Consider the following 18,710-nt stretch of genomic DNA (forward strand, 5'->3'; position numbering starts at 1 on the left):
ATGGATATCAAGCTAGCCCACCCCAGCAAGACGACGCCTGAGGATTTGAAGCAGTTGGCAAATCTCTCCGCGGTGATGCTGCAGAAAATTCGGGATGAGATGCTGGAGCCATTTCCTCGGAAGGAAGCCCCGCTGATCCCGTCTGGCCGCCTACAAGAATTGTGTGGCATCGACAAAACGCGGATGAACCGGTCCCTCAAAAAGGGGGATCTCCCTCAGGGCCAGCAATCGCGACCCGGTGCAGTGCGCTATTTCAGCCTCAGCGAGGCAATGCAATGGATCCGAGCGGAACTTAAGCCTGTCCCGCGAAGGGGACCAGGTAAAGTCATTGCAGTTGCGAACTTCAAGGGCGGTGTCACGAAGACCACTATGTCCACCCTCCTCTGCCAGGGCTTGAGTCTGCGGCGAGGTCGGAAGGTGTGCCACGTTGATCTGGATCCGCAGGGAAGCGCAACCACGCTGTATGGCATCAATCCACATGCCGAGGTGTCGTCCGAAAACACCATTATGCCGCTCATCGAGGCGTATTTGGCGGGCGAGTCCTTCGATATGCGAGGGCTTCCTCAGGAGACTTACTGGCCTAACCTGGATTTGATTCCTTCGTCTACTGAGCTTTTCAACGCGGAGTTTATGCTTCCGGCTCGGGCGACGGCAGAGGAAGGCCATATTCCGTTCGAGCGCGTGTTAAGTAACGGCCTCGATTCGTTGAAAGACGAATATGACTACATCATCCTCGACACGGCTCCTACCCTCAGCTACCTGACCATCAACGCGATTTTCGCTGCCGATGGCGTCATCGTACCGGTGGTCCCGGACACCTTGGCTTTCGCGTCTATGGTCCAGTTCTGGCAACTCTTCTCGGACCTAGTAACAGGCATGGAAGAGCAGAGCGAGGGATCTAAAAAGGAGTTCGACTTTCTCGATGTTCTCATGACACGCATGGAGAAAAAGAACGCTCCTCGCCTGGTGGCAGACTGGATTCGCGGCGTCTATGGGTCGCGCGTGCTGCCGATTGAGATCCCTGAGACGGACCTCGCCCGTAACAGCAGCATTCAATTTCGCACGGTCTATGACCTCTCCTCTAGCGAGGCGAACACCGAGACGATGCGACGCATTCGCCAACCCTGCGATGAGTTTGTCGACTATGTGGACGACAAGGTCAGCGCGCTTTGGCAAGGAATTGAAGAATGAGTTTGAGAGAAAAGCTTGCCGCAAAGGCTGGGAACATCAAGGTCACGGCGGAAGACTTGGAGAAAGCCGCTGCGCGCGGTCCGCAAGCGCCGCGAACTGCGCCCGGTCAGTTAATGCATATGCAAGGGAAGGTTGAGCGACAGGCTAACGAGATCGCGCAACTAAGAGCAGAACTTGAGTCGGCCCGCGTCAGCGGCGGCGCAGTGGATGTGCCTATCGACCAACTGCATGAGGTCCCAGGCCGCAGACGCTTCATGCCTCCCGAGAAGTATGTCGAATTGAGGGAAAACCTCAGGCACAACAAGCTCGTTCATCCTGTGATTGTATGCCCTCGGCCTGCGGGAGGCTTCGAGATTGTCTCCGGGCATCACCGGACAGACGCGTACCGCGAGCTTGGGCGCGATCACATACGCTGCGTGCTCGGCGAACTTAGTTCAGACGAGGCTGACACGGGCGCGTTCTACGCGAACCTTATGCAGTCAGATTTAACGGATTTCGAGAAGTTTCGGAAGTTCGACGAACTGCTGCTTCGCAGCCCAGACAAGACTCAAGCCGCAATAGCTGAACAGGCTGGTGTACCTGTCTCGACTCTCTCAGAGATTTTGTCGTTCCGGAACTTGCCTCCCGAGGTCCTAAGCCTTCTCGATAGCCGCCCAGACCTGCTCGGGTCGAATGCTGGCGCCGAGTTGGCAAGGGCGACCAAAGACGGTCGCGGGGATCGGGTCGTCGAAGCGGTTAAGTTGTTGGCCGAGAAGAAGATCGATCAACAGCAGGCCGTACGGATGACTAAGGCCGAGCAGGTTAAGACCAGGCCTGCCGCATCTACCGGCTTCAAAATCAAGGCGGGAAAGGCGACTTGGTGCGATGTTCGTATCGCAAAGAAAGTCATGCGCATTGAGTTCCGCAGCGAGGAAGAAGCGGAAGCGGCCCAATCGGCCATTCGCGAACATCTGGAAGGGTTAGCTAAAGCTGCGTCGGAAGACGCAAAAAGCTAAGTGCTTGTTTTTTAAGGACTTCGTACTACGAATCGAGGTTTTAAGCCATGTCTAGACTGTAATCCTACAAAAACAAAAGCCCACGGCGGCAACCGTGGGCTTTTGAGAACTTCAAGCTGACCAGTTTCCCGGCCGCTACACACCGAAGCCACTCGACATGGATTCGTTAGTCGGAGTGTAGCGGAACGCGAACCTGAGTCAAGCGACTTCAACCATTTTTTACGAATGGGAAGGTCATATGACTTTCGCGCAACGCTCCGTTGCTGGCGAGGATGTTGCTCGCCCACAAAAACACCTTAACCAGACAGACGCTCTGATTGCTCCGGCGCCCAAGCGCCTCAAACGCAAGACTATCGAAGCAGTCGAGCGCGCAACTCGAATCGTCGGGATCGGGCGTAGCGCCCGATCAGCTCTTGCCGCCCTCGCCCGCACGGCGAATAACGATGACCCCACCGGTAAGATCTTTAAGCACCGGGAAACGCTTTGTGCCGAAACCGGAATGTCGCCGGCTACTTGGTACCGTGCTCAACGAGAACTGCTCGACTTGGGCCTAATTACCGTCGACGTTCAAGTTCGGAAGCGATTTGGCCGATTCGCAGGAGCCTACATTTACCTGACGGAAAAAGCGACGGAGATGCTCGGCTTAAGCTCGCGAAAAGAAGAAGAAACCACGGGTACGGGCGAGGACGACACAGCGCAGCTCGGCGAGCCGGCCGTTCCACCACCCTCTTCTATGGCGCAACCGTCTCTCAAAACGAGAGTCCTGTTTACAGAAGATCGTGTCCCATACTCCTTTCAAAAAAGACAGCAGGATCGGCTCCCCCAGGACCTGACACGTCTGCGCGGCCTGGGTCTTGATGTAAATTTAATTTTTTGGTTGATGCGAAAGGCTAAAGAGCAAGGCCACTTTCTCTCAGATGTCGTAAGCGCGACATGGGAGAGTCTTGCGAAAGCACGCGTGCCAAAAGCGTATCTGCTTGCCCTACTCACCGCCCGCACCGATTTCAGTGCTGTCTGCAAAGCAAAGGCACTCAAAGAAGACAAAGCCCGAATCCAAGTGCAGGACCGCGATTTCGTGCGTTCGATACTCGCAGGGGCAGCGCGGCAGTGTTTCGTGGACGAAAAAGGCAACCATTTCGAAGTCGAAAGCGACGGAAGCTCAGTGCTTGTCACCGAGGTCCAAAGTGCGGTCACTTCCCGCTTGGTAGGAACTTCCCTCGCCGAATTTGCAAGGCGACTACACGCTGGTGCGTACCAGAAAGCTGAGGTCTACGCTGCTCCCCAGAGAGCAAGCGGCCGGCTCGAGAAACGGGGAAAGGAGGCGGCTTCGACGTTATCGGCGTTGCGAGCGATGCTGCGCGACCGCAGGTCAGCCAACGCGGCAAACACGACGAACAATGCTCATGCCATGGCCTAGGGTGTGTTTTGCGCTGAAAGAATCTCCGAACGAACACGGAGCCCGTCCTTCGACCAGGCCCCGCCTGAAAAGCAGTAAGCTGCATAACTTGTGACGACTTCGAATGGAAGCTTCATGCCCGACCAAGTCTTGTACGTCTACCGTTGCTCTGCCTGCGACCATCGCGGCCAGGTTCATTTTGACGATGACACCCACGATGGCGACGCCGGGCACTGCAGCACTTGCCATGCCACGGTTACGCTCGAATGGGACGGCGGCGTGACGCTCGATTTCGAACCTTCCAAACCGGGAAGCCCACGTGCCTGAGATCGATCCCACTGTCACCGTTACCCTGGAACTTGCCTACCACTAGGCATTTTCGCGGCCCGCTTCGACATTCGCGAGTGGGCCTAGATCACGACGAGGCTTCCGTGAAGATCGAAGCCATAGGGAGTCCGGCAAGCCTTGGCAGATCAAGGCTTCACGCCTTGTTGAATGCCGATCCGGGCGTTTCTGTCGCCCGGAAATCAATGCAAATTATTTAAGCGCGGCCGCATGAGACGGGCATATGTCCGATTTGACAGATTACGTAGTCGTCCTGCCCACCGTGGCGAACATGGTCATGGGCTTCTTGGGATTCCAGCTCACCAATCAGATCAAGAGGACAGACCTGCTGCTAAAACTGCGCAAAGGCCATGGAGAAGCTCGTTTCGCCCTACCGTGCGCTACGCGGCCTAGCTGATCACGGCAGTCGTTCCAAGTGAGCAGTGATAGCAGCTATCGGCAATAGGGCAGGGCAAGAGGTACGCTGGCGACAACAGGTAAAGACCGACCAAGCAAACATAGGCGAATTCGCGGCTGCTATTCGTATTGACATGCAGACGTCACCCAGCCCGCGTCCGAAGCACTCGGACCAGAATTCGTCGCAGCGCGACGGATAGGAACTGCGTTAGATGATCGAGCGATGAGGTATCGCCGAATTGGCAACGGATCACCGGACGCGCGAGCGCAATTGGTCATGACACCACGGAGCGGCCCACAGCAACGGGGCTACCGTTGCCCGAAGCGTCTCATGCCATTGCGATGAACCTTCCTCGTACGATGCGCTGCGCCGAGAGGGCGAGGGCAAACAGTATTTATATACTGAACGAAGCGCAATACGCCCACGAAAATCGGCAGGCAAGAATTGCTTTCATGAAATTCATGAACTATCATGTTCGCATGGAAACGAAAAACCGACCCGTTCCGAATCGCAGGATCACTTACAAAGCCGCTGGCTCGAGTGGCGTAGCGAGAACTACCGTCGTGCCAACGGACGCCGGGCGCAGGATATTTGCCGACAAGCTTCTAGAGCGAGTCGTGGAGCTGGCAGGGGACGAGGTGCACAGTCAAAAGATGACGGTCGCGTTCCTGGACCGGTTGATCTTGGGCGCGGCGGAAGCTTTGGGCGAAGTTGGCACGAAGCCGACCACCCAGAATGGCCCTGTCGATGCGCTTCAAGCTGCTCGGGAGCGCGGCCGCCAATACGCGTTGGAGGAGCTGCAGCAGCCGGAAAACCTATCCTTACGCGATGCGGCAGCGTACGCGGGTCGCTCCGACCGCGCGATCAACGAAGCCCGCTTGAGCGGGCAGCTGTATGCACTGGTGCCCCCAGGCAAGCAACGCGGCCTGCGCTACCCCCAATGGCAGTTTGATGCCGAGGCTAGCCGACTGGCAGCCGTGCTCGCCCCGTTTATCGCGGCCAAGGCCAGTTGCTGGGTGGTCCATCACTTCATGCAGCGCCCGCTGGAAGTTCTTGACGGTGCACGGCCGATGGACTGGGTGATGGACGCCGCGCGGCCCATCGCGCCACTCGTCGAGGTCATCAACGCCCGGTACGCCGGCGAGCAGGGAGCTGCTTGATGCCGGTGCTGACAGCGGAGGCGCTGGGTTGCCCGGTGCCTCCGCAGGATTTGGCTGCCCGCGTCATGCCGGTGAAGGAACTCGACCCGGGGGTAACTAAGTTGTGGCGGATCCATCGCGGCGTCTACGGGCCGATCCACTACAACCGCCGCTCCACGGGAGGGCAACCCTACCGCTTTGACGCACCCGACGATACGTTTGGCGTCCTGTATGCGTCCCCGAGTTTTGCGGCATGTATGGCCGAAGCGGTGGTCCGGGACCGATTTCAGGGCGAGTCGTTACCTTTGCTGCTCGACGAAGCGGAGCTGACGCTGCGCTGCGTAAGCCGACTGGGCACCGCAACGAATCGCCCGCTGCGCCTGGCCGACCTCACGCAGCCCCACTTTCACCTTGGAATGGACAACCGCATTCTGTCGACGGCAGACTACCGCGGTCCGAACCTGTGGAGCGCCGCCATCCACGCGGCTTACCCGGACATTGACGGGCTGTATTTCACGTCCCGCTTTGCCAATGAAGCTAGCGTGGCGATTTTCGATCGGGTCCGCATCGTGGCGCAAGGAGAGCCAATTCCGCTAGCGCAGTTCCCCTTGCTGCCGGCTTTTCTGGAAGCCTACGATATCGGCATCGCGCCCGCCCAAGACCCTTGGAACTCGTGAAGGGGGAGGGCACAGCGAAGTCGGCCGACCCTACACCGCCGGTAATTTGCCGCCGATGCTGCGCGCGACATCCTCCAGCGCCTCATGGGTGTAGCGTCGCGTCGTGTTGATATCGCGGTGACGCAGCGTGCGTTGCACGTCGGTTACCGGCACGCCGGCCCGCAGCAGGTGCGTGGCGTGTGAGTGGCGCAGCCAGTGCGTGGACGCTGCCCGCAGGTTTGCCGCGCCTTCGGCGTATCCAGATGCTTCTAGCCGAACAGCTGCGGCCTCGAACACCTGCCGCACGATCGTGTAGAGGCCTTGGCGCGTGCGTACCGGACGGCTAAGCCGGCGCTGAAGCGCGAGCGTGTCGGTGAGCGGGGCCAGGCGCTGCCGGCCTCCGGCCATGGCTGGGACGACGGCCATCGTGTCGGTGGCACGCGGCTCGGGCGAGAGCCCCACCAGCTGGCGAAAGCGGGCCAGTTCCGCCATGACGTTATCACAGGGCACGAGCTGGTCACTGCCGCCCTTGGCCTCGCGGATGCGCACCGTCCAGAAATCCCCATGCCTGCCGCGCTGACGCTCGAAGTCCGGCCACGTAAGCGCCGTCACCTCGGAGGCGCGCAACCCGGTGTGGAACAGCAGGGCGAGCAGCAGGCGGTCACGTGCCTTGTGCAGTTGCGCCCATAGCGTGGGCGCCGGTCGCGCCTCGACGGCGTCGAACACGGCCGCTAGCTGCTCGGCCTCTAGGAAGCGGCGCTGCGAGCCTGGCCCGCGCGCCGACCGAGCGCGCGGCACCGCCTGGAACGGATTCACGCGCAGCGCCTCCACCCCGACCAGCCACTCGAACAGGCCCCCCACGATGGTGGCAGTCTGACGCCGCGACGCCTCAGAGAGCGGGCCGCGCAAGGGCCGCCAAGCCGGGCTGTCCTGCCGCACACGGCCGTCCCCGACCGCGTGCGCTGGCGGATCGGCTAAGAAGGCAAGGTAACCATTAGCGTCCGCTACCTGCCAGCTGGCCAGCGGCCGGCCGAGCGCGTGGGCGTACCACAGCAGGCGGTGCGCCTCGAGTGCGTACTGGGCGCGGGTGCTGGCGCGAATGCCGAGGCCCGCCGCGTACTTGGTGTCGAGCCAGGTGCGCACCAACTGGGCATCGCTTTGGCCGGCTGGCAGTACGGGGCTGGCCAGGGCGTTAGGTAGTGCGTCGCGGTGGTCCAGCGAGGGGAGCGTAGGCAGGAGATCTTCCATCAGGCGGCAACGGCGGCGAAATCGGCGGGCAAAAGCGGCGGCAGGTGCCCGCCAGCCAAGGCGGGAGGCGGCTTCGCCTCACGGCAGGTGCAGTATAGCCTTTGTGGGCATCCATTTGTCATTATTAGGATAATGACAAATCGTAGAGGTATAGGATACTGCTAATCGTATTAGTAAAGGGTAGACTATCAGCCGTCCGTCTCGACGCCGTTTGATAGTTCGCCCATGCCCCGCACCCCCACCGCCTTTGCCGACGCCGAACTGCTCGCCATCACCCGCGCGCTGCAGCAACTCGACGTCGCCCACGCCGACAACCGCGCCTTCCTGCGCCGCGCCTTCGATGCGATTGATCGCATCACCGGGCGCACGTTCGGGGCGTCCGTCTACCGGCGCCTGCTCGCCGCCGCCGGCGTCGCCCGGTCGCCGAGCGGCCAGACCGTGGCGGCGGTGATTGCCGAGCGCAAGGCCCAGCCGACCGACGCGGTAGAAGCCGAGCGGCGCGGCATCCTGGACGACGGCCTGCGGGCTTTCCTGCACAAGGAGATCCGGGTCGCGCTGGACGAAACCGGCGCGGGCGCGCCGCGCTTGGCCGTGCCGGCAACCGCGGCGTTGTCAGCGACGGGCGGCAATACGGTGGGGGAGGGCGCCGCGTCGGGAATCCTGGCGGCGCTGCTCACTCAGCGTGTGGCCACGCTCGAGGAAGAAAATCGGCAGTTGCGGGAGCGTGCGGCCACCGCCGAGGCATCCAGCCGGGCGGCGCAGGACGAAGCGGCATCCGCGCAGGCGGCGCTTGCCGCCGCGCGGGCGGCCCTGGCCGACAAGGAGGCGGGCCTGGTGGCGGCGCTCCAGGCGGCCACCGAGGAACTGGCGCGCATGGGCGAGCGGCAGGCCGCGGCCGAGCGCCGGCGGGCGCTGGAGACCGACGCCGTGCGGCAGGCCTACCGGGCCGAGCGCGACACGCTGGCGGGGCGGGTAAGTTTTCTGGAGGAGGAGCTCAAGACAGCGCGTGCTGGCGTGGACGCATATCGACAGGCGCTGCGCGGTCGTCCAAGCTAACTTCTCGATCTGCCGTGGAGGTGAAGGCGTAATCGAGGCTTCCGCAGAGACGACCAACTCTGGGGCAGTCTGCTGGTTCCTGGGCGGCAGCCGCCAGGATTCGCTTCTTGATAAGAAAGATTATCAAGAATGCGAAAAACGGTATGGTAGGGAGCAGAGTATGCCTTAAAGTGATTTTTTCGGTACTTTTAGGCTTGCGCTCGACCAGGAATGGGGCGTTGCGCCTCGGTGACCCCCGCGAAGCAGGCGAGAAAGCGGCTGGCGGCGTTTTGCGTTCTCCCTCCTGCATAGGCGGTCCTCAACCGCGCGCCAAGATTTACTGCGCCGAATCGGTCCTCGGCCGTGCTCGGAGGCGATGCGCGGGCGCGGATCGCCGGCGGGGGCAGGGCGGCGCAATATATATATAGATGAAATCCATAGTTTCGCCCTGGGCGGGAGCGGCACCGGCCGCATCATTTGCAACACCTCTTGCCCCAGTGGTCAGCCCCGCGCCGCCCTTATGCCTGAATGCCGACGGCACCGAGCCGGCGCTCCTACCCTACAGGTGACTCACCCCGAGGCGCACGGCATATTCCTCGTCAGTGAGGATTTCCATCTTGGCGGCCCGTGCTGCGCCGGTGTGGGGATGACGTTCGGTCTGCCCGCCGTGGCCGGCGCATTCGACGTAGGGGTGCTGCAGATCAGCGCGGTCTCGTTCGCGTGCCAGGTTGACGAACATCTGGGCGGTGCGGGAAAGGGGCATTGATTGCTCCTACTAGTTAGACAAGCGGCAATTGTCGGGGGCGATTTCGGCGCCGACATGGAGCGTTTTCCTAGTCGATGAATTGGTGGCTTGACATTCAAAGCCGGGAGATACAATGGGCACATGCCTACCGCCGTTTAACTATGTATCACTACATTACCCCGGAGGTCCTTGAGGATCTGTTTGCGGGCCAGCCACCGGCAGGTCTTCAGCCCGATGTGATCGACATTACCGAGCCGCTGTCGCTGGACGAGGGCATTGAGGTGATTGGAATCTTGTTCGCAGGCCTACGTTTCGTCGTGTTCTTTGCCGATGTACTCGTCTATGCACTGGGTGACCCAGAGTGGATCGAGGAGACGGCAGACGAGTGGGCGAACGGATTTCAGCCTGCTCCGGCAGCTCGCTTGGTGAAGTTCATGCGTGCAGATGCCGACGCGGATACGATGTTCGATCCGGAGGCCTGGCCGCTGCCCCACCCGCGGCTGATCTGGCAGTTCTGTGAAGTGCTTGCTAGAGCACTATCGATCCATGCTCAGTTTTTCCCGGGCATCCCCCAGTATTTCTATATGACGCAGTCGAGCCAACTCGATCTGCTTTACAATAGACTCGGAAGGCGCTTCGAGGCTGGTGCTTACGGTCCCCGGTTCGAATGTGTTACGCGCCCGAATGCAGACACAGGAGGTTTCTATGGCTTTGAACGCAGGTAAGTCGACGATGGTCGGTCTGACGACCGCGCGCAAGCCGAGCAAACGGCTGCGGACGGATGTCGTGACCATGCAAAAGCGTGGTGTTCAAGTACTGCTATCACGCGTTGAAGAATCCGGCAGCGTGAAGGCACGCGCGCCCGCTCGCAGTGCATATAGCGGCAAGCTTCGCGTTGCACTATCCGATCTTTATTCGGTTACTAAGTAGTGCAGCGCTCTAGCGGACAAGCCTCCTTCGGGAGGCTTTTTTGTTGGTAAGCGCGAGCAGTCGTGCTGGAAAAGGGGAGTGAATCGTCGGCATGACTGGCAACATCACATTCACAGCTAGCCAACTGGAAGCGATCGCGCGCGCCTTGGGCGACACTGGAGAGGGTCTTACGGGCTCCGAGATTGCGTATCTATTGGCCAAGGCCCACATCACGGACAGCGATCCGTTGATGACGAAGTGGAAGCGCTTGTTCAATGCGTTCGCGCATTGTCAAAACCAGCTCGGCCATCGGCGCAACGTACTTGCTTTCATACGGTTCGCTATGAAACCTGAGCGCTTTGCACATGAAGCTCATCGGTTTGAACCTTTGCGGGCGAATCTAAATCGCGCCTTGGCATTTGCCGCTCTCCAGGTGGAGCCCACGGGTGCGCTCGCCGAGAGCGACGGTGTCTCTACACTAGTCGAAGCAAAACGCAGGGCGGAAACGCTTAGAACAGATCTTGCTGCGCGCGGCCTTCACGAGGACGTCCTGTCCTATTGTCGAGCAGAGCTCGTCGCGGACAACTATTTTCACGCCGTGTTGGAGGCAACGAAGAGTATCGCGGCCAAAATTCGCGATAAAACGGGACTGGTGGACGACGGTGCGTTACTTGTCGACCGTGGGCTCGCGGGGAATCCTCCGATGCTAGCCATCAATGAGTTGGCCGACGAAAGCCAATGGAGCGAGCAGCGCGGCTTCGCGACCCTGGTAAAGGGTGTATTTGGGATGTTCCGCAACCCAACCGCGCACACACCCAAGATCCTCTGGAACATGACGCAACGAGACGCTGAGGACCTGCTGACTCTGGTATCGCTAATTCATCGTCGCCTAGATGATGCAACCATGCCGCCAAGGATCTGATCCGGGCGGTATTCGCCCGTGTAGGGAGGTGTTTTTGAGTGAGGGGATATGGAGCAAGGTAGGCTGGAAGTTACTGCAACGTTCAACAACAATGAGGTCTTGAATCCATCCTTTGAGTTGTCGCACGGGGTCGATCAAGGCGTGCAGTATCGGGATCTGTATCTGCAGACCTATCAGCGAGGAGCCAATGATCCGAACGTATGGGTGGCCCAACCGAGGGAGCAGTGGCACTGCCTCGCACGGGTGTATCCAGACCGGCTTCTTACTTATCCGGTTTTTACCAACCCCCACGCCCAGCGATATCTGAGCCCGAAGCATGGCCCGCTCACTTCCGTCATCTTTCACCGCAAAGTAGACGAGCCATTGCCTGAAACGGCCGACGCGGCAGTTACGGAAATCGATCTGTCTCTTCCATGGAAATGCTTCTCCGAAAGTACCTATGGCCTTGGCCTCGTTCCGGAGCTTGACGAGGTGTGGCGCAGCCTATCTGGGATTCCAGCGATTACCGCCATCGGCGTCACCAGGTCCGGAACTTCGACGGTTACGGAAAGCATCGCGTGGATCACGGTGAGTGATCTCCATCGTTTCCGGCGCAACTTCCAGCGTTTCAAGCGGCTAGCCCGCGAGCACGTGCATGTTGCTAGGCGCTGGGATGTCAGAAATAATCTACTCGCAACGCTCGATCCCGACCGATTCCCTCACATGGCTCCTGCGGCTGCGGCTGCACCGCTTGTCGAGTACGTGCGTACTCGAGGGAGGCGCGCCGATGTCAGTGAACGCGCGCAGAGGCAAGCCGCGGTACGAGCTGTTCGGCAGGAACTTGCAACCATTGCGACGGAAGCACCGGCAGAGGTCCTGCAGTTGCACGCCGAAATCGAGCGGGTCACCCTTGCAAGGATGATCGACCGGTACGCAACCATGCTGGAGCAGTCCCTGCCAGAACCACGATGGCAACAGTTCTTCGAGAACAACCTTTTTGTTCTGTCGCTCGTGTTTTCGCGGCCCGTTCGGCTGTTGCACACGCAATTTCACGCGCAAGCATCTCGGTTGGACGGTACCGGGGCCCAAATAGGTGACTTCCTTTTCGCGGAGCAGGGGCAAGCCTTGGCGATCGTCGAGATCAAGAAACCATCGTCGTCACTTGTGCAGGCTACCCCATATCGCAATCGCGAGGTATTCGGTCCACATGCGGAACTAAGCGGCGCAATAACCCAGGTGCTCTACCAGCGAAGTGCCATTCAAAGCAACTGGCTGTTGCATCGGGCAGAAGCCGCCCTGAGAGATTCGCAGCCGGATGCCATCAAATGCATAGTGCTCGCAGGGACGATGCCAAGCGACGAGACGCAAAGGCGAAGCTTCGAACTCTTTCGGAACGCCTGTAAAGACGTTGAGGTCGTGACGTTCGATGAGCTACTCGGCAAACTGCGGCTCTTGCTTCAACATCTAACTCCGTCAAGCGGAACAACCGAAGACACCGTGCCGTTTTAATCCTACCCGCACGAAGAAAAAGGCCTCTGGGCACGACGCTGTACAGTGTGGTTGCTAGATTAGTTCACCTGCGATACTTTGACCGACGAAGTAGTGTCGAGAGCTTAGCCGATCCATTTAATGTCGGTAGTCTCTGGAGTTCTGTCAGTAGGTTGTCGACATCGTCCGGCCACATCGACGCCGCTGTCGGTAGTGTTTGCCAAAGGAGGTCGACTAATGCCGGGCCGTGGCTCTGAACGACCCGTTCGTCGACCTTGTAATATCGCATCGATAGTTCCCGCGGTGCGATTACCACTTTTGGAACGATGAGTTTGACCGCCTCACTGAACCTGTCGGAAACCGCGAAAGCAAGATCCACAAGCCGGGCAGTCATACGAGCATTTTTCACGACCTTCTGCAGCGGCCATACTTTCTCCAGAAAGTAGAGGACTTGGTCGTCATACTTGGCGGGAGACTCCTTCGTCCATCTTGCAAGTGTCCGAACTAGCTCGTCGCGGAACTCTTCATCCGAGAGCACCAAGATCTCGCGTAGCTCTGAGTCAGACATTGCTTCCTCGGCGCAAGCAGCCTCGGTTCTTTGCATCCAACGATCAAGAAGTGTTGCTGCAATTAGCGCACTGCCACCTTTCAATAAAGTTCTATCTCGCACGTGACTGATTAAGACATCCTTGAACAAGGCGAATGCCTTGGGAGAAAGGGTAGTAGTGCGGTAAAGGTAGCCCTGCCAAAATGCTGCCGAATCGTTGCCTTGAGATGAAGATAGCGGTAGCAACGTCTCTGTGGTCCATTGACTATCCTTCGCGAAGAAGACCTCGAAACGCATCGCGATGCGGAATATTGCGTGCTGCCGAAAAGGGGCCGGCAGCTGCAAGAGTTGCACAATGCGGGTCGTCAATTCGGAAAGAATCACAGGAGTATCCAAGTCGCTGTCGACCAAAAAAGCCGACTCGGCGAGCCGGGCGGCCGCACTGTCCACACTCTGCTCAATCCAACTCCTGTTACGTTTGCCAGCGGGGTCATCGAATGGCTCGCAGCGGAGGCTTTCAGCGCAGGCTTGCCACAGATCCCAAAACATCTGGTGACTAATGGAATCAAGACGCTGGGTATTGCGCCGCAACCAATTGGCCGCTTCGCGTACCACTTGTCTGAGTTGGTGTGGCGAGAGGCGCGAAAGTCGCGCTGCGAGCGCGTACACCAATCGCGGAGATGCATGTTCCTTGTTCAACAGTGTCGCCCACGTCCAAGGGTGATAGATTCCCTTTCTTTGGGCCAGTACCAGCGCTTTAAGTGCCTTCGATGGACTGTGATTTACAAGCCCAAGGAAGGGCTCGCTTACGGTATGTAGATGGCGAGGCTGTTGATTGCGAATCTCTTCCACCTTGGCAACGATGTCTACCAGCATAACTCCCGCAAGTGGAGCCAACGCTGTATCTTGGTCAACAGAAAAGACCTCGAATTTCGGACGTCCTGTAAAAAATGCTGCATCTTCAGTCCAATCCGGAACCAGATTGCGAAGTTCGTCGATCTTGTCCGAATGGCTTGCTTCGATATCTATGCCATGCTTCTTTAGCCATTGAACGCGACCAAGTCGGCATCTCACCTTCGTGTCGTTGGCCACACCATCGTATGGAATTTCGCCGTTGAGTATGCGATTGGTCAATTGCTCTTGGGCGTTTGGCGGGAGTTCGGGCCATCGAGCTCTGATGCTGATAAGCAGATCTCGTTCGTGCGCGTCATCCCAGAAATCAACGTCCGTCAAGTTCAAGTAAGCATTCGCGGCTTCCGCCGGCGACGCAAGATCGGATCTTGAAGCGGCCACAATCCTGATTCGAGTGGAAATGTCGTCAGAGTCCCCCCAGTGCGATACCTCGAGACGTGCGCCTGCTGCATCGACATCGGCGAGCGCAAATAGCAGTCCAATGTAGGCAACCACGTGTCCAGTGATTCCATGCGAATCGCGGTCTCCTGGTGCCCCGTCATTGCGGACGAGAGTATGTAGGTAGCTGTAGAAATCGGGATTGATCTCCCGCTCCAGGCGTATAGCGTGTTCAATCTCTTGTCTGAGTAGCGACAGAGCGTATTTCCTCTGATGAGGTGGAATATCAATCTCGCTGTGAGGCCTGACATAATCGAGGCTGACATGTATCAGATCTTGCTCGGCTGCTCCACAAAATGCGGACACCCCGTGTGACGGCTCCACGCGTAGCTGTGGCCGATACAGCCGCATCGCTTCCTGTACCAAGCTTGCTGTCCAGCCGCTGACGCTGGCTTTGCCTTCGACGGAGTACTTTTGGTGGTCCGGATCGGACCGGTGCTGACTAAGGGAAGAAAGGACGAACTGCCAATCACTCCGAAGCTTAGGAGAATACTTGGCCGAGTCGAAACGGAGTCTGTACTGTAGCCGCGAAATAATGCCCGGATGCAGGGCGCTGATGCCGGCGGCCCAGATCAAGGCGCTTGGTTGGTGCGACACTCTAAGCAACCATTGCTGCAGGGATCTGAGCCGGTGCGGCAAGTCTGGATGTTGGCAATCACGCCAGCCAGCCACAGACTCTGGTCCAACGACTGCGATATCCCCGCGGTTGATCTCGAACGCGTCCCACGCCTCAGCGGGCATGCTCGAAGCATTCAGGGTCAAGTCTTCGTCCCGAATTGGTGGCTCGTCGGAGTCGAGGCAGACGGTATCGAAGAATGGCGGAATATCATTGCTTAGCAAGATTCGGGGTTCTTGGGGTGGCCCGAAGTACCTGGCGTTGCGATCAAAAACAAACAACCACTCTGCGGGGATCGGAACTTGCGCAGCAGCGATCCTGCTGGCACCGTCCAGTGTCGAGGCGAGATGCGCGACTATGCCGCGCTCATGAGGTTCGAGGGCAACAGGGCCAGACATGGCCTTGCACAAGACATCGTCGTTCCAGGCATCCACATCCCGTGCGCGAATGGCCCATTGCTCTAGGGATTCCCATAGTGCGGCATGTTGGTGGTCGCTACTGTAGGCAATCGGAGTAACACCCTTGTGCGCCCACAATGCACCGGCCTGCGCCGTGTCACCAGACTGGAATGCATACATGGCGTTCCCTGGCGTGGAGAAGCGGCTTAGCGCTTCGAGCAGGTACTGGATCGGTGGGTCATCTGCTGAATAGCCGACAAACACGATCTGATATCTCTGCAGCAGAAGATTGATGTAGCGTGTCGCCCATCCCTCCGACAGATAGGCATACCCAAAATCGGCGCTCGACATGACAAGTTCGTTGTCATGCGCTGCTGTGTAAGAGTCGTTGACCCGACCATGTAGATGGACGATGCCGCGGAAGTCTTGCTCGCGGCGTGGGTCTGGAAGATGGGGAGGGCTGAACTGAGGGAGAGTCGCATCGCATTGCTCAAATAGCAGGTCAAAGTTCGTTGTGACCAGGCGCGGCTCTCCAGTGGGCCCTCTTGAGAGGTCTAGGAGAGTACGGTGGGGTGTGAGCGCAGATGATGAATCGACTACCGGTTTCAGGGACTTAGCGACAGCGGCTCGCACGTCGATCGCGTCGAAGTCTCGTTCAAGCAGCGAGAAAAGTCGGTCAGCTGCAACCAAGCCTCCAATGCCAGGATTCTGAATTTCTTCCTGGAGCTTTCTTGTAGCTGCAAATACTTGCCGAGGTGGGCTAGTTTGAATTGCGCCGAGTTCGTCCATCACCATTTCGGCGAGACGGTAAAAATCCGGGAGCCCAGCGCTCGCCTTCGAAACACCCGCTCCGCAAAAAAACAGAACGTCACCGGCATCGCGGGCGGTTAGCAGTTCATCGGGTATTGAGGGGCCAGTAGGAGTAAAGCGCATGGGAACGAAGCGGGGTCTGACAAAGGAGATCGCCAATTTTGGCACCGCTTAACCATCGTGTGGAGGGTAGGCACTCCAATTTGTGCTAGCATTCACAGGTGCGCTCAACGTAGGCGCCTGCTACCCGTCATTGCAAAGCTGGAAACGGCACTGCGTCCTCATGAGTATTCTTCCATGGCTATCTTTTGGCCCTGGGCTAAGCGGTTGACGGGTGACGCTTGAATCCGGGCTGGAGATCGTCATGAGTCGTCGTTCTACCCCTCCCTCTACTGTGGCTGGAATCAAGCGCTTGGGCATCGAGATCAAGCGCGAGCACGAGATTTCCCATAGCTTGGCTCTGGACTTGGCCGCCAAGGAAGCCGGCTTCCAGAACTTCCGCCATGCCTCATCTGTGCTGTCGGCACCCGTGGTCGCTGACACAAATCATACGGCCCACCTTACGGCCTATTGGGTCAAGCCGCGAGGCGAGTATTTCGAGCGCGGCCGGCTTACTTTGTCAGTCCAGCTGTCCAAGCCCCTTGATCAGACTGTATCCAGGCATCAGCTCATGAGCGCCAGGCACTTAGCCGGCTTTCGCATCGAGGCCCAGGATCATCTTGAGTTAAAGCTCGATATCCCACGGGAGGAAGAGGGCGCTCGTGAAACGTTGGAAGCTGCGGCGCGGACGCTGCGTTTCTTGGCTGCGACTGGATTGCGTCCGGCTACCACCCAAAGGGAGCGCTGGCCGCTACTTTCGCGATTCGAGACGTTGCCTGGTGCCGATCACTATTCCCTGTGGATCGACCGCAACGGCGATTGGATCTATATGGACGAACCGTATAACAAGCCGGAGCTTGCGGAGCGTGCCAGTTGGTCAGAGCGCAATGGAATGACGATGGTTCGCCCCGCGTGGGAAGGTCTCTACTCCCCTCAACTGACGGTTCCTTTTTTCTTCTGCGATAACGAAACTGTCGCAACCAGTGTGGCGGATGCCATCGCACGGCTAACGAACGGTACTCCTGGCACGTGGGAGGTGGGCAGCTACGACAGTGAATTTGTCAGTCCCGCGCGTGCCGCATTGGATAGGCCCCGTCGGCGGCGGCCGATGCCGGCTGTGCCGGGCCTTATTCGCAATGGAGCCTTGCCATACGGCAACGCTGTTGGAGGAAGCCGGTCGCTATGGCGGCCAGCCAAACCAATGGGCGTGTCGAGCCACCGCGAGGCTGCGTATTTGCTGAAGGCGCTTTTGGTCTCCGATCTTGAGTACCGCCAAACGATGGCGGTAGGAAAAGTCCGATCCACGTTGGACAATTGGATTTCGTTGGAGCACAAGGCAGGCCTTGGCGAGAGTCTGGATCTTTATTACGGAGGCGCAAATGGCAGGCCTCTTCTGGACGGTCCCTCCAGGCTCGCGGCAGTGCGGCGTGTACGCGAAATTCTGTCTGCTGGGTACCAATCCTGTCGGCCGAGAGAGTTCGTGCTAAACAGCCTTTCTATCGTGGAGGCCGCGCTGAAGAGGGAGACTTCGTAACGCCACGGTGTGGGCAGGCGACGGCGCTAGGCAGGGCGCTGCCCACTTTTGCGCGGCACTAATGGGAGGGGCCAATGGCGGATGAGTTTCCGGTAGGTGTGCTGGTTCTCGACGACGCAGCTGTCTATTCCCTTCGCATCATCGACGAAGGCGGAGGCCGATATCGCGGGCGTTACGTTTGGCACAAAGGAACGGACCTCGCTTCGGTGGAGGCACTCCTTTGCGCCAAGTGGTTACCAGAAGCCGAATGGCATCGGACGTTTGGATGTTTTACTTCGGACGATGAAGTCGATTGCGCAGTTACCATCGAGATTCGAAACAAGCTGAAAAACGGTGCCACTTCTTGAGTGCACGTGCCTACGTCGCTTCATGATCAGCTCGAGAGGCGACACGCAGCAGCTCTTCATTGATGGCGCTCCTGTCCGGAGCATAGTGAGCGGCTCGATGGCAATTTGGGCAGATTGCAACGCAGTTCCACGCTCGGTCGCTAGTTTCGACGCCGAAAATGTGATGCACGTCCAGGAAGCTTGGAAAGGGCGCACGAATGCTGCACGTCGGATTCTCGCAGACGCCATCAGCGCGGTCCAATACCTGACGCCGGACGCGGTCATCGCGTTTCACGTACGAGCGCTCTGCAGTCCTTCTTTCAGGGCTGTCGCTACCGGCCGCGGCAGGCGAGGGCGCCTGTAGGTCATCCAGCGTGTCGTCAATCGGACCGAAAGGCGATTCCCCTCCAACCTCCTGCAACGAGCACAAGTCGCTTACGCCAGGCCACGACCATAGGACATCCGGCACCGCGTGGGCGTCCGGTGTCCTTGTGTCCTTCAGATACAGCGTTGGGCTGCCGCCGTTTTTGGCGTGGTTCTTCCGGATTCGCCCGAGCTTTCCGGTGGCAATCAGAGACTCGCTCG

16 protein-coding genes are annotated in these 18,710 nt (G+C 58.8%); 13 read left to right on the forward strand and 3 right to left on the reverse strand.

The features are described from left to right. The 6 genes from RMET_RS30870 (at position 1) to RMET_RS30890 (ending at position 6,140) form a co-directional block, all read left to right on the forward strand. A complete protein-coding gene (locus RMET_RS30870; protein WP_008649475.1) occupies positions 1 to 1,191 on the forward strand; it encodes a ParA family protein in 1,191 nt (396 codons plus the stop codon). Next, positions 1,188 to 2,186 carry a ParB/RepB/Spo0J family partition protein gene (locus RMET_RS30875; protein WP_008649477.1) on the forward strand — a complete coding sequence of 333 codons (999 nt, stop codon included), beginning with the start codon at positions 1,188 to 1,190 and terminating at the stop codon, positions 2,184 to 2,186. Before RMET_RS30870 ends, RMET_RS30875 begins: the two co-directional genes overlap by 4 nt. A 238-nt stretch (positions 2,187 to 2,424) precedes the next feature. Further along, entirely contained in the window at positions 2,425 to 3,603 is a 1,179-nt protein-coding gene (locus tag RMET_RS30880; protein WP_008649479.1) for a helix-turn-helix domain-containing protein, read from the forward strand. A gap of 114 nt (positions 3,604 to 3,717) precedes the next feature. Then, positions 3,718 to 3,909 (forward strand): hypothetical protein, encoded by a 192-nt coding sequence (locus tag RMET_RS33345; RefSeq protein ID WP_080710358.1) that lies wholly within the window; start codon positions 3,718 to 3,720, stop codon positions 3,907 to 3,909. Between the two features lie 867 nt (positions 3,910 to 4,776). Then, positions 4,777 to 5,484: a hypothetical protein gene (locus RMET_RS31950; RefSeq protein WP_008649482.1), complete on the forward strand. Its 708-nt coding sequence runs from the start codon at positions 4,777 to 4,779 to the stop codon at positions 5,482 to 5,484. Then, entirely contained in the window at positions 5,484 to 6,140 is a 657-nt protein-coding gene (locus RMET_RS30890) for an RES family NAD+ phosphorylase (RefSeq protein ID WP_008649485.1), read from the forward strand. Before RMET_RS31950 ends, RMET_RS30890 begins: the two co-directional genes overlap by 1 nt. Positions 6,141 to 6,170: 30 nt before the next feature. Here the strand turns inward: RMET_RS30890 and RMET_RS30895 are convergent, their stop codons facing one another. Next, positions 6,171 to 6,980: a tyrosine-type recombinase/integrase gene (locus RMET_RS30895; protein ID WP_231138457.1), complete on the reverse strand. Its 810-nt coding sequence runs from the start codon at positions 6,978 to 6,980 to the stop codon at positions 6,171 to 6,173. 612 nt (positions 6,981 to 7,592) lie between these two features. Between RMET_RS30895 and RMET_RS31955 the strand changes: the two genes are divergently transcribed. Beyond that, positions 7,593 to 8,423 carry a hypothetical protein gene (locus RMET_RS31955; RefSeq protein ID WP_011239987.1) on the forward strand — a complete coding sequence of 277 codons (831 nt, stop codon included), beginning with the start codon at positions 7,593 to 7,595 and terminating at the stop codon, positions 8,421 to 8,423. Between the two features lie 538 nt (positions 8,424 to 8,961). Here RMET_RS31955 and RMET_RS33890 read toward each other — a convergent pair. After that, a complete protein-coding gene (locus RMET_RS33890) occupies positions 8,962 to 9,165 on the reverse strand; it encodes a hypothetical protein (RefSeq protein ID WP_029306646.1) in 204 nt (67 codons plus the stop codon). 143 nt (positions 9,166 to 9,308) lie between these two features. On the opposite strand from RMET_RS33890, the gene RMET_RS30910 reads away from it, so the two are divergent. The 4 genes from RMET_RS30910 (at position 9,309) to RMET_RS30920 (ending at position 12,466) form a co-directional block, all read left to right on the forward strand. Beyond that, positions 9,309 to 9,872, forward strand: coding sequence for a hypothetical protein (locus tag RMET_RS30910; protein ID WP_029306645.1), 564 nt, complete (start codon positions 9,309 to 9,311; stop codon positions 9,870 to 9,872). Further along, on the forward strand, positions 9,853 to 10,077 hold the full coding sequence (locus RMET_RS33360; RefSeq protein ID WP_029306644.1) for a hypothetical protein: 225 nt from the start codon (positions 9,853 to 9,855) through the stop codon (positions 10,075 to 10,077). The genes RMET_RS30910 and RMET_RS33360 overlap by 20 nt, the downstream gene beginning before the upstream one ends. 91 nt (positions 10,078 to 10,168) lie before the next feature. After that, entirely contained in the window at positions 10,169 to 10,978 is an 810-nt protein-coding gene (locus RMET_RS30915; protein ID WP_011514918.1) for a TIGR02391 family protein, read from the forward strand. A gap of 48 nt (positions 10,979 to 11,026) precedes the next feature. After that, a complete protein-coding gene (locus tag RMET_RS30920) occupies positions 11,027 to 12,466 on the forward strand; it encodes a Shedu immune nuclease family protein (RefSeq protein WP_011514919.1) in 1,440 nt (479 codons plus the stop codon). 64 nt (positions 12,467 to 12,530) lie between these two features. Here the strand turns inward: RMET_RS30920 and RMET_RS30925 are convergent, their stop codons facing one another. After that, positions 12,531 to 16,325, reverse strand: coding sequence for an SIR2 family protein (locus RMET_RS30925; RefSeq protein ID WP_152560224.1), 3,795 nt, complete (start codon positions 16,323 to 16,325; stop codon positions 12,531 to 12,533). 205 nt (positions 16,326 to 16,530) lie between these two features. On the opposite strand from RMET_RS30925, the gene RMET_RS30930 reads away from it, so the two are divergent. Both RMET_RS30930 and RMET_RS33365 read left to right on the forward strand, forming a co-directional pair. Continuing rightward, on the forward strand, positions 16,531 to 17,799 hold the full coding sequence (locus RMET_RS30930) for a DUF5623 domain-containing protein (protein ID WP_011514921.1): 1,269 nt from the start codon (positions 16,531 to 16,533) through the stop codon (positions 17,797 to 17,799). Positions 17,800 to 17,873: 74 nt separating this feature from the next. Next, on the forward strand, positions 17,874 to 18,146 hold the full coding sequence (locus RMET_RS33365) for a hypothetical protein (protein ID WP_011514922.1): 273 nt from the start codon (positions 17,874 to 17,876) through the stop codon (positions 18,144 to 18,146). Positions 18,147 to 18,710: the final 564 nt, after the last annotated feature.

Origin of the sequence: Cupriavidus metallidurans CH34, assembly GCF_000196015.1 — a bacterium.
In the GTDB taxonomy this organism is placed as follows: domain Bacteria; phylum Pseudomonadota; class Gammaproteobacteria; order Burkholderiales; family Burkholderiaceae; genus Cupriavidus; species Cupriavidus metallidurans.

What these genes read in the sequence shown, in the direction of transcription:
- RMET_RS31950 (WP_008649482.1), top strand. Translation starts at nt 4,777, where the DNA reads ATGAAATTCATGAACTATCATGTTCGCATGGAAACGAAAAACCGACCC.
- RMET_RS33365 (WP_011514922.1), top strand. Translation starts at nt 17,874, where the DNA reads ATGGCGGATGAGTTTCCGGTAGGTGTGCTGGTTCTCGACGACGCAGCT.
- RMET_RS30930 (WP_011514921.1), top strand. Translation starts at nt 16,531, where the DNA reads ATGAGTCGTCGTTCTACCCCTCCCTCTACTGTGGCTGGAATCAAGCGC.
- RMET_RS30875 (WP_008649477.1), top strand. Translation starts at nt 1,188, where the DNA reads ATGAGTTTGAGAGAAAAGCTTGCCGCAAAGGCTGGGAACATCAAGGTC.
- RMET_RS30890 (WP_008649485.1), top strand. Translation starts at nt 5,484, where the DNA reads ATGCCGGTGCTGACAGCGGAGGCGCTGGGTTGCCCGGTGCCTCCGCAG.
- RMET_RS30870 (WP_008649475.1), top strand. Translation starts at nt 1, where the DNA reads ATGGATATCAAGCTAGCCCACCCCAGCAAGACGACGCCTGAGGATTTG.
- RMET_RS33890 (WP_029306646.1), bottom strand. Translation starts at nt 9,165, where the DNA reads ATGCCCCTTTCCCGCACCGCCCAGATGTTCGTCAACCTGGCACGCGAA.
- RMET_RS33345 (WP_080710358.1), top strand. Translation starts at nt 3,718, where the DNA reads ATGCCCGACCAAGTCTTGTACGTCTACCGTTGCTCTGCCTGCGACCAT.
- RMET_RS30920 (WP_011514919.1), top strand. Translation starts at nt 11,027, where the DNA reads ATGGAGCAAGGTAGGCTGGAAGTTACTGCAACGTTCAACAACAATGAG.
- RMET_RS30880 (WP_008649479.1), top strand. Translation starts at nt 2,425, where the DNA reads ATGACTTTCGCGCAACGCTCCGTTGCTGGCGAGGATGTTGCTCGCCCA.
- RMET_RS30915 (WP_011514918.1), top strand. Translation starts at nt 10,169, where the DNA reads ATGACTGGCAACATCACATTCACAGCTAGCCAACTGGAAGCGATCGCG.
- RMET_RS33360 (WP_029306644.1), top strand. Translation starts at nt 9,853, where the DNA reads ATGGCTTTGAACGCAGGTAAGTCGACGATGGTCGGTCTGACGACCGCG.
- RMET_RS31955 (WP_011239987.1), top strand. Translation starts at nt 7,593, where the DNA reads ATGCCCCGCACCCCCACCGCCTTTGCCGACGCCGAACTGCTCGCCATC.
- RMET_RS30910 (WP_029306645.1), top strand. Translation starts at nt 9,309, where the DNA reads ATGTATCACTACATTACCCCGGAGGTCCTTGAGGATCTGTTTGCGGGC.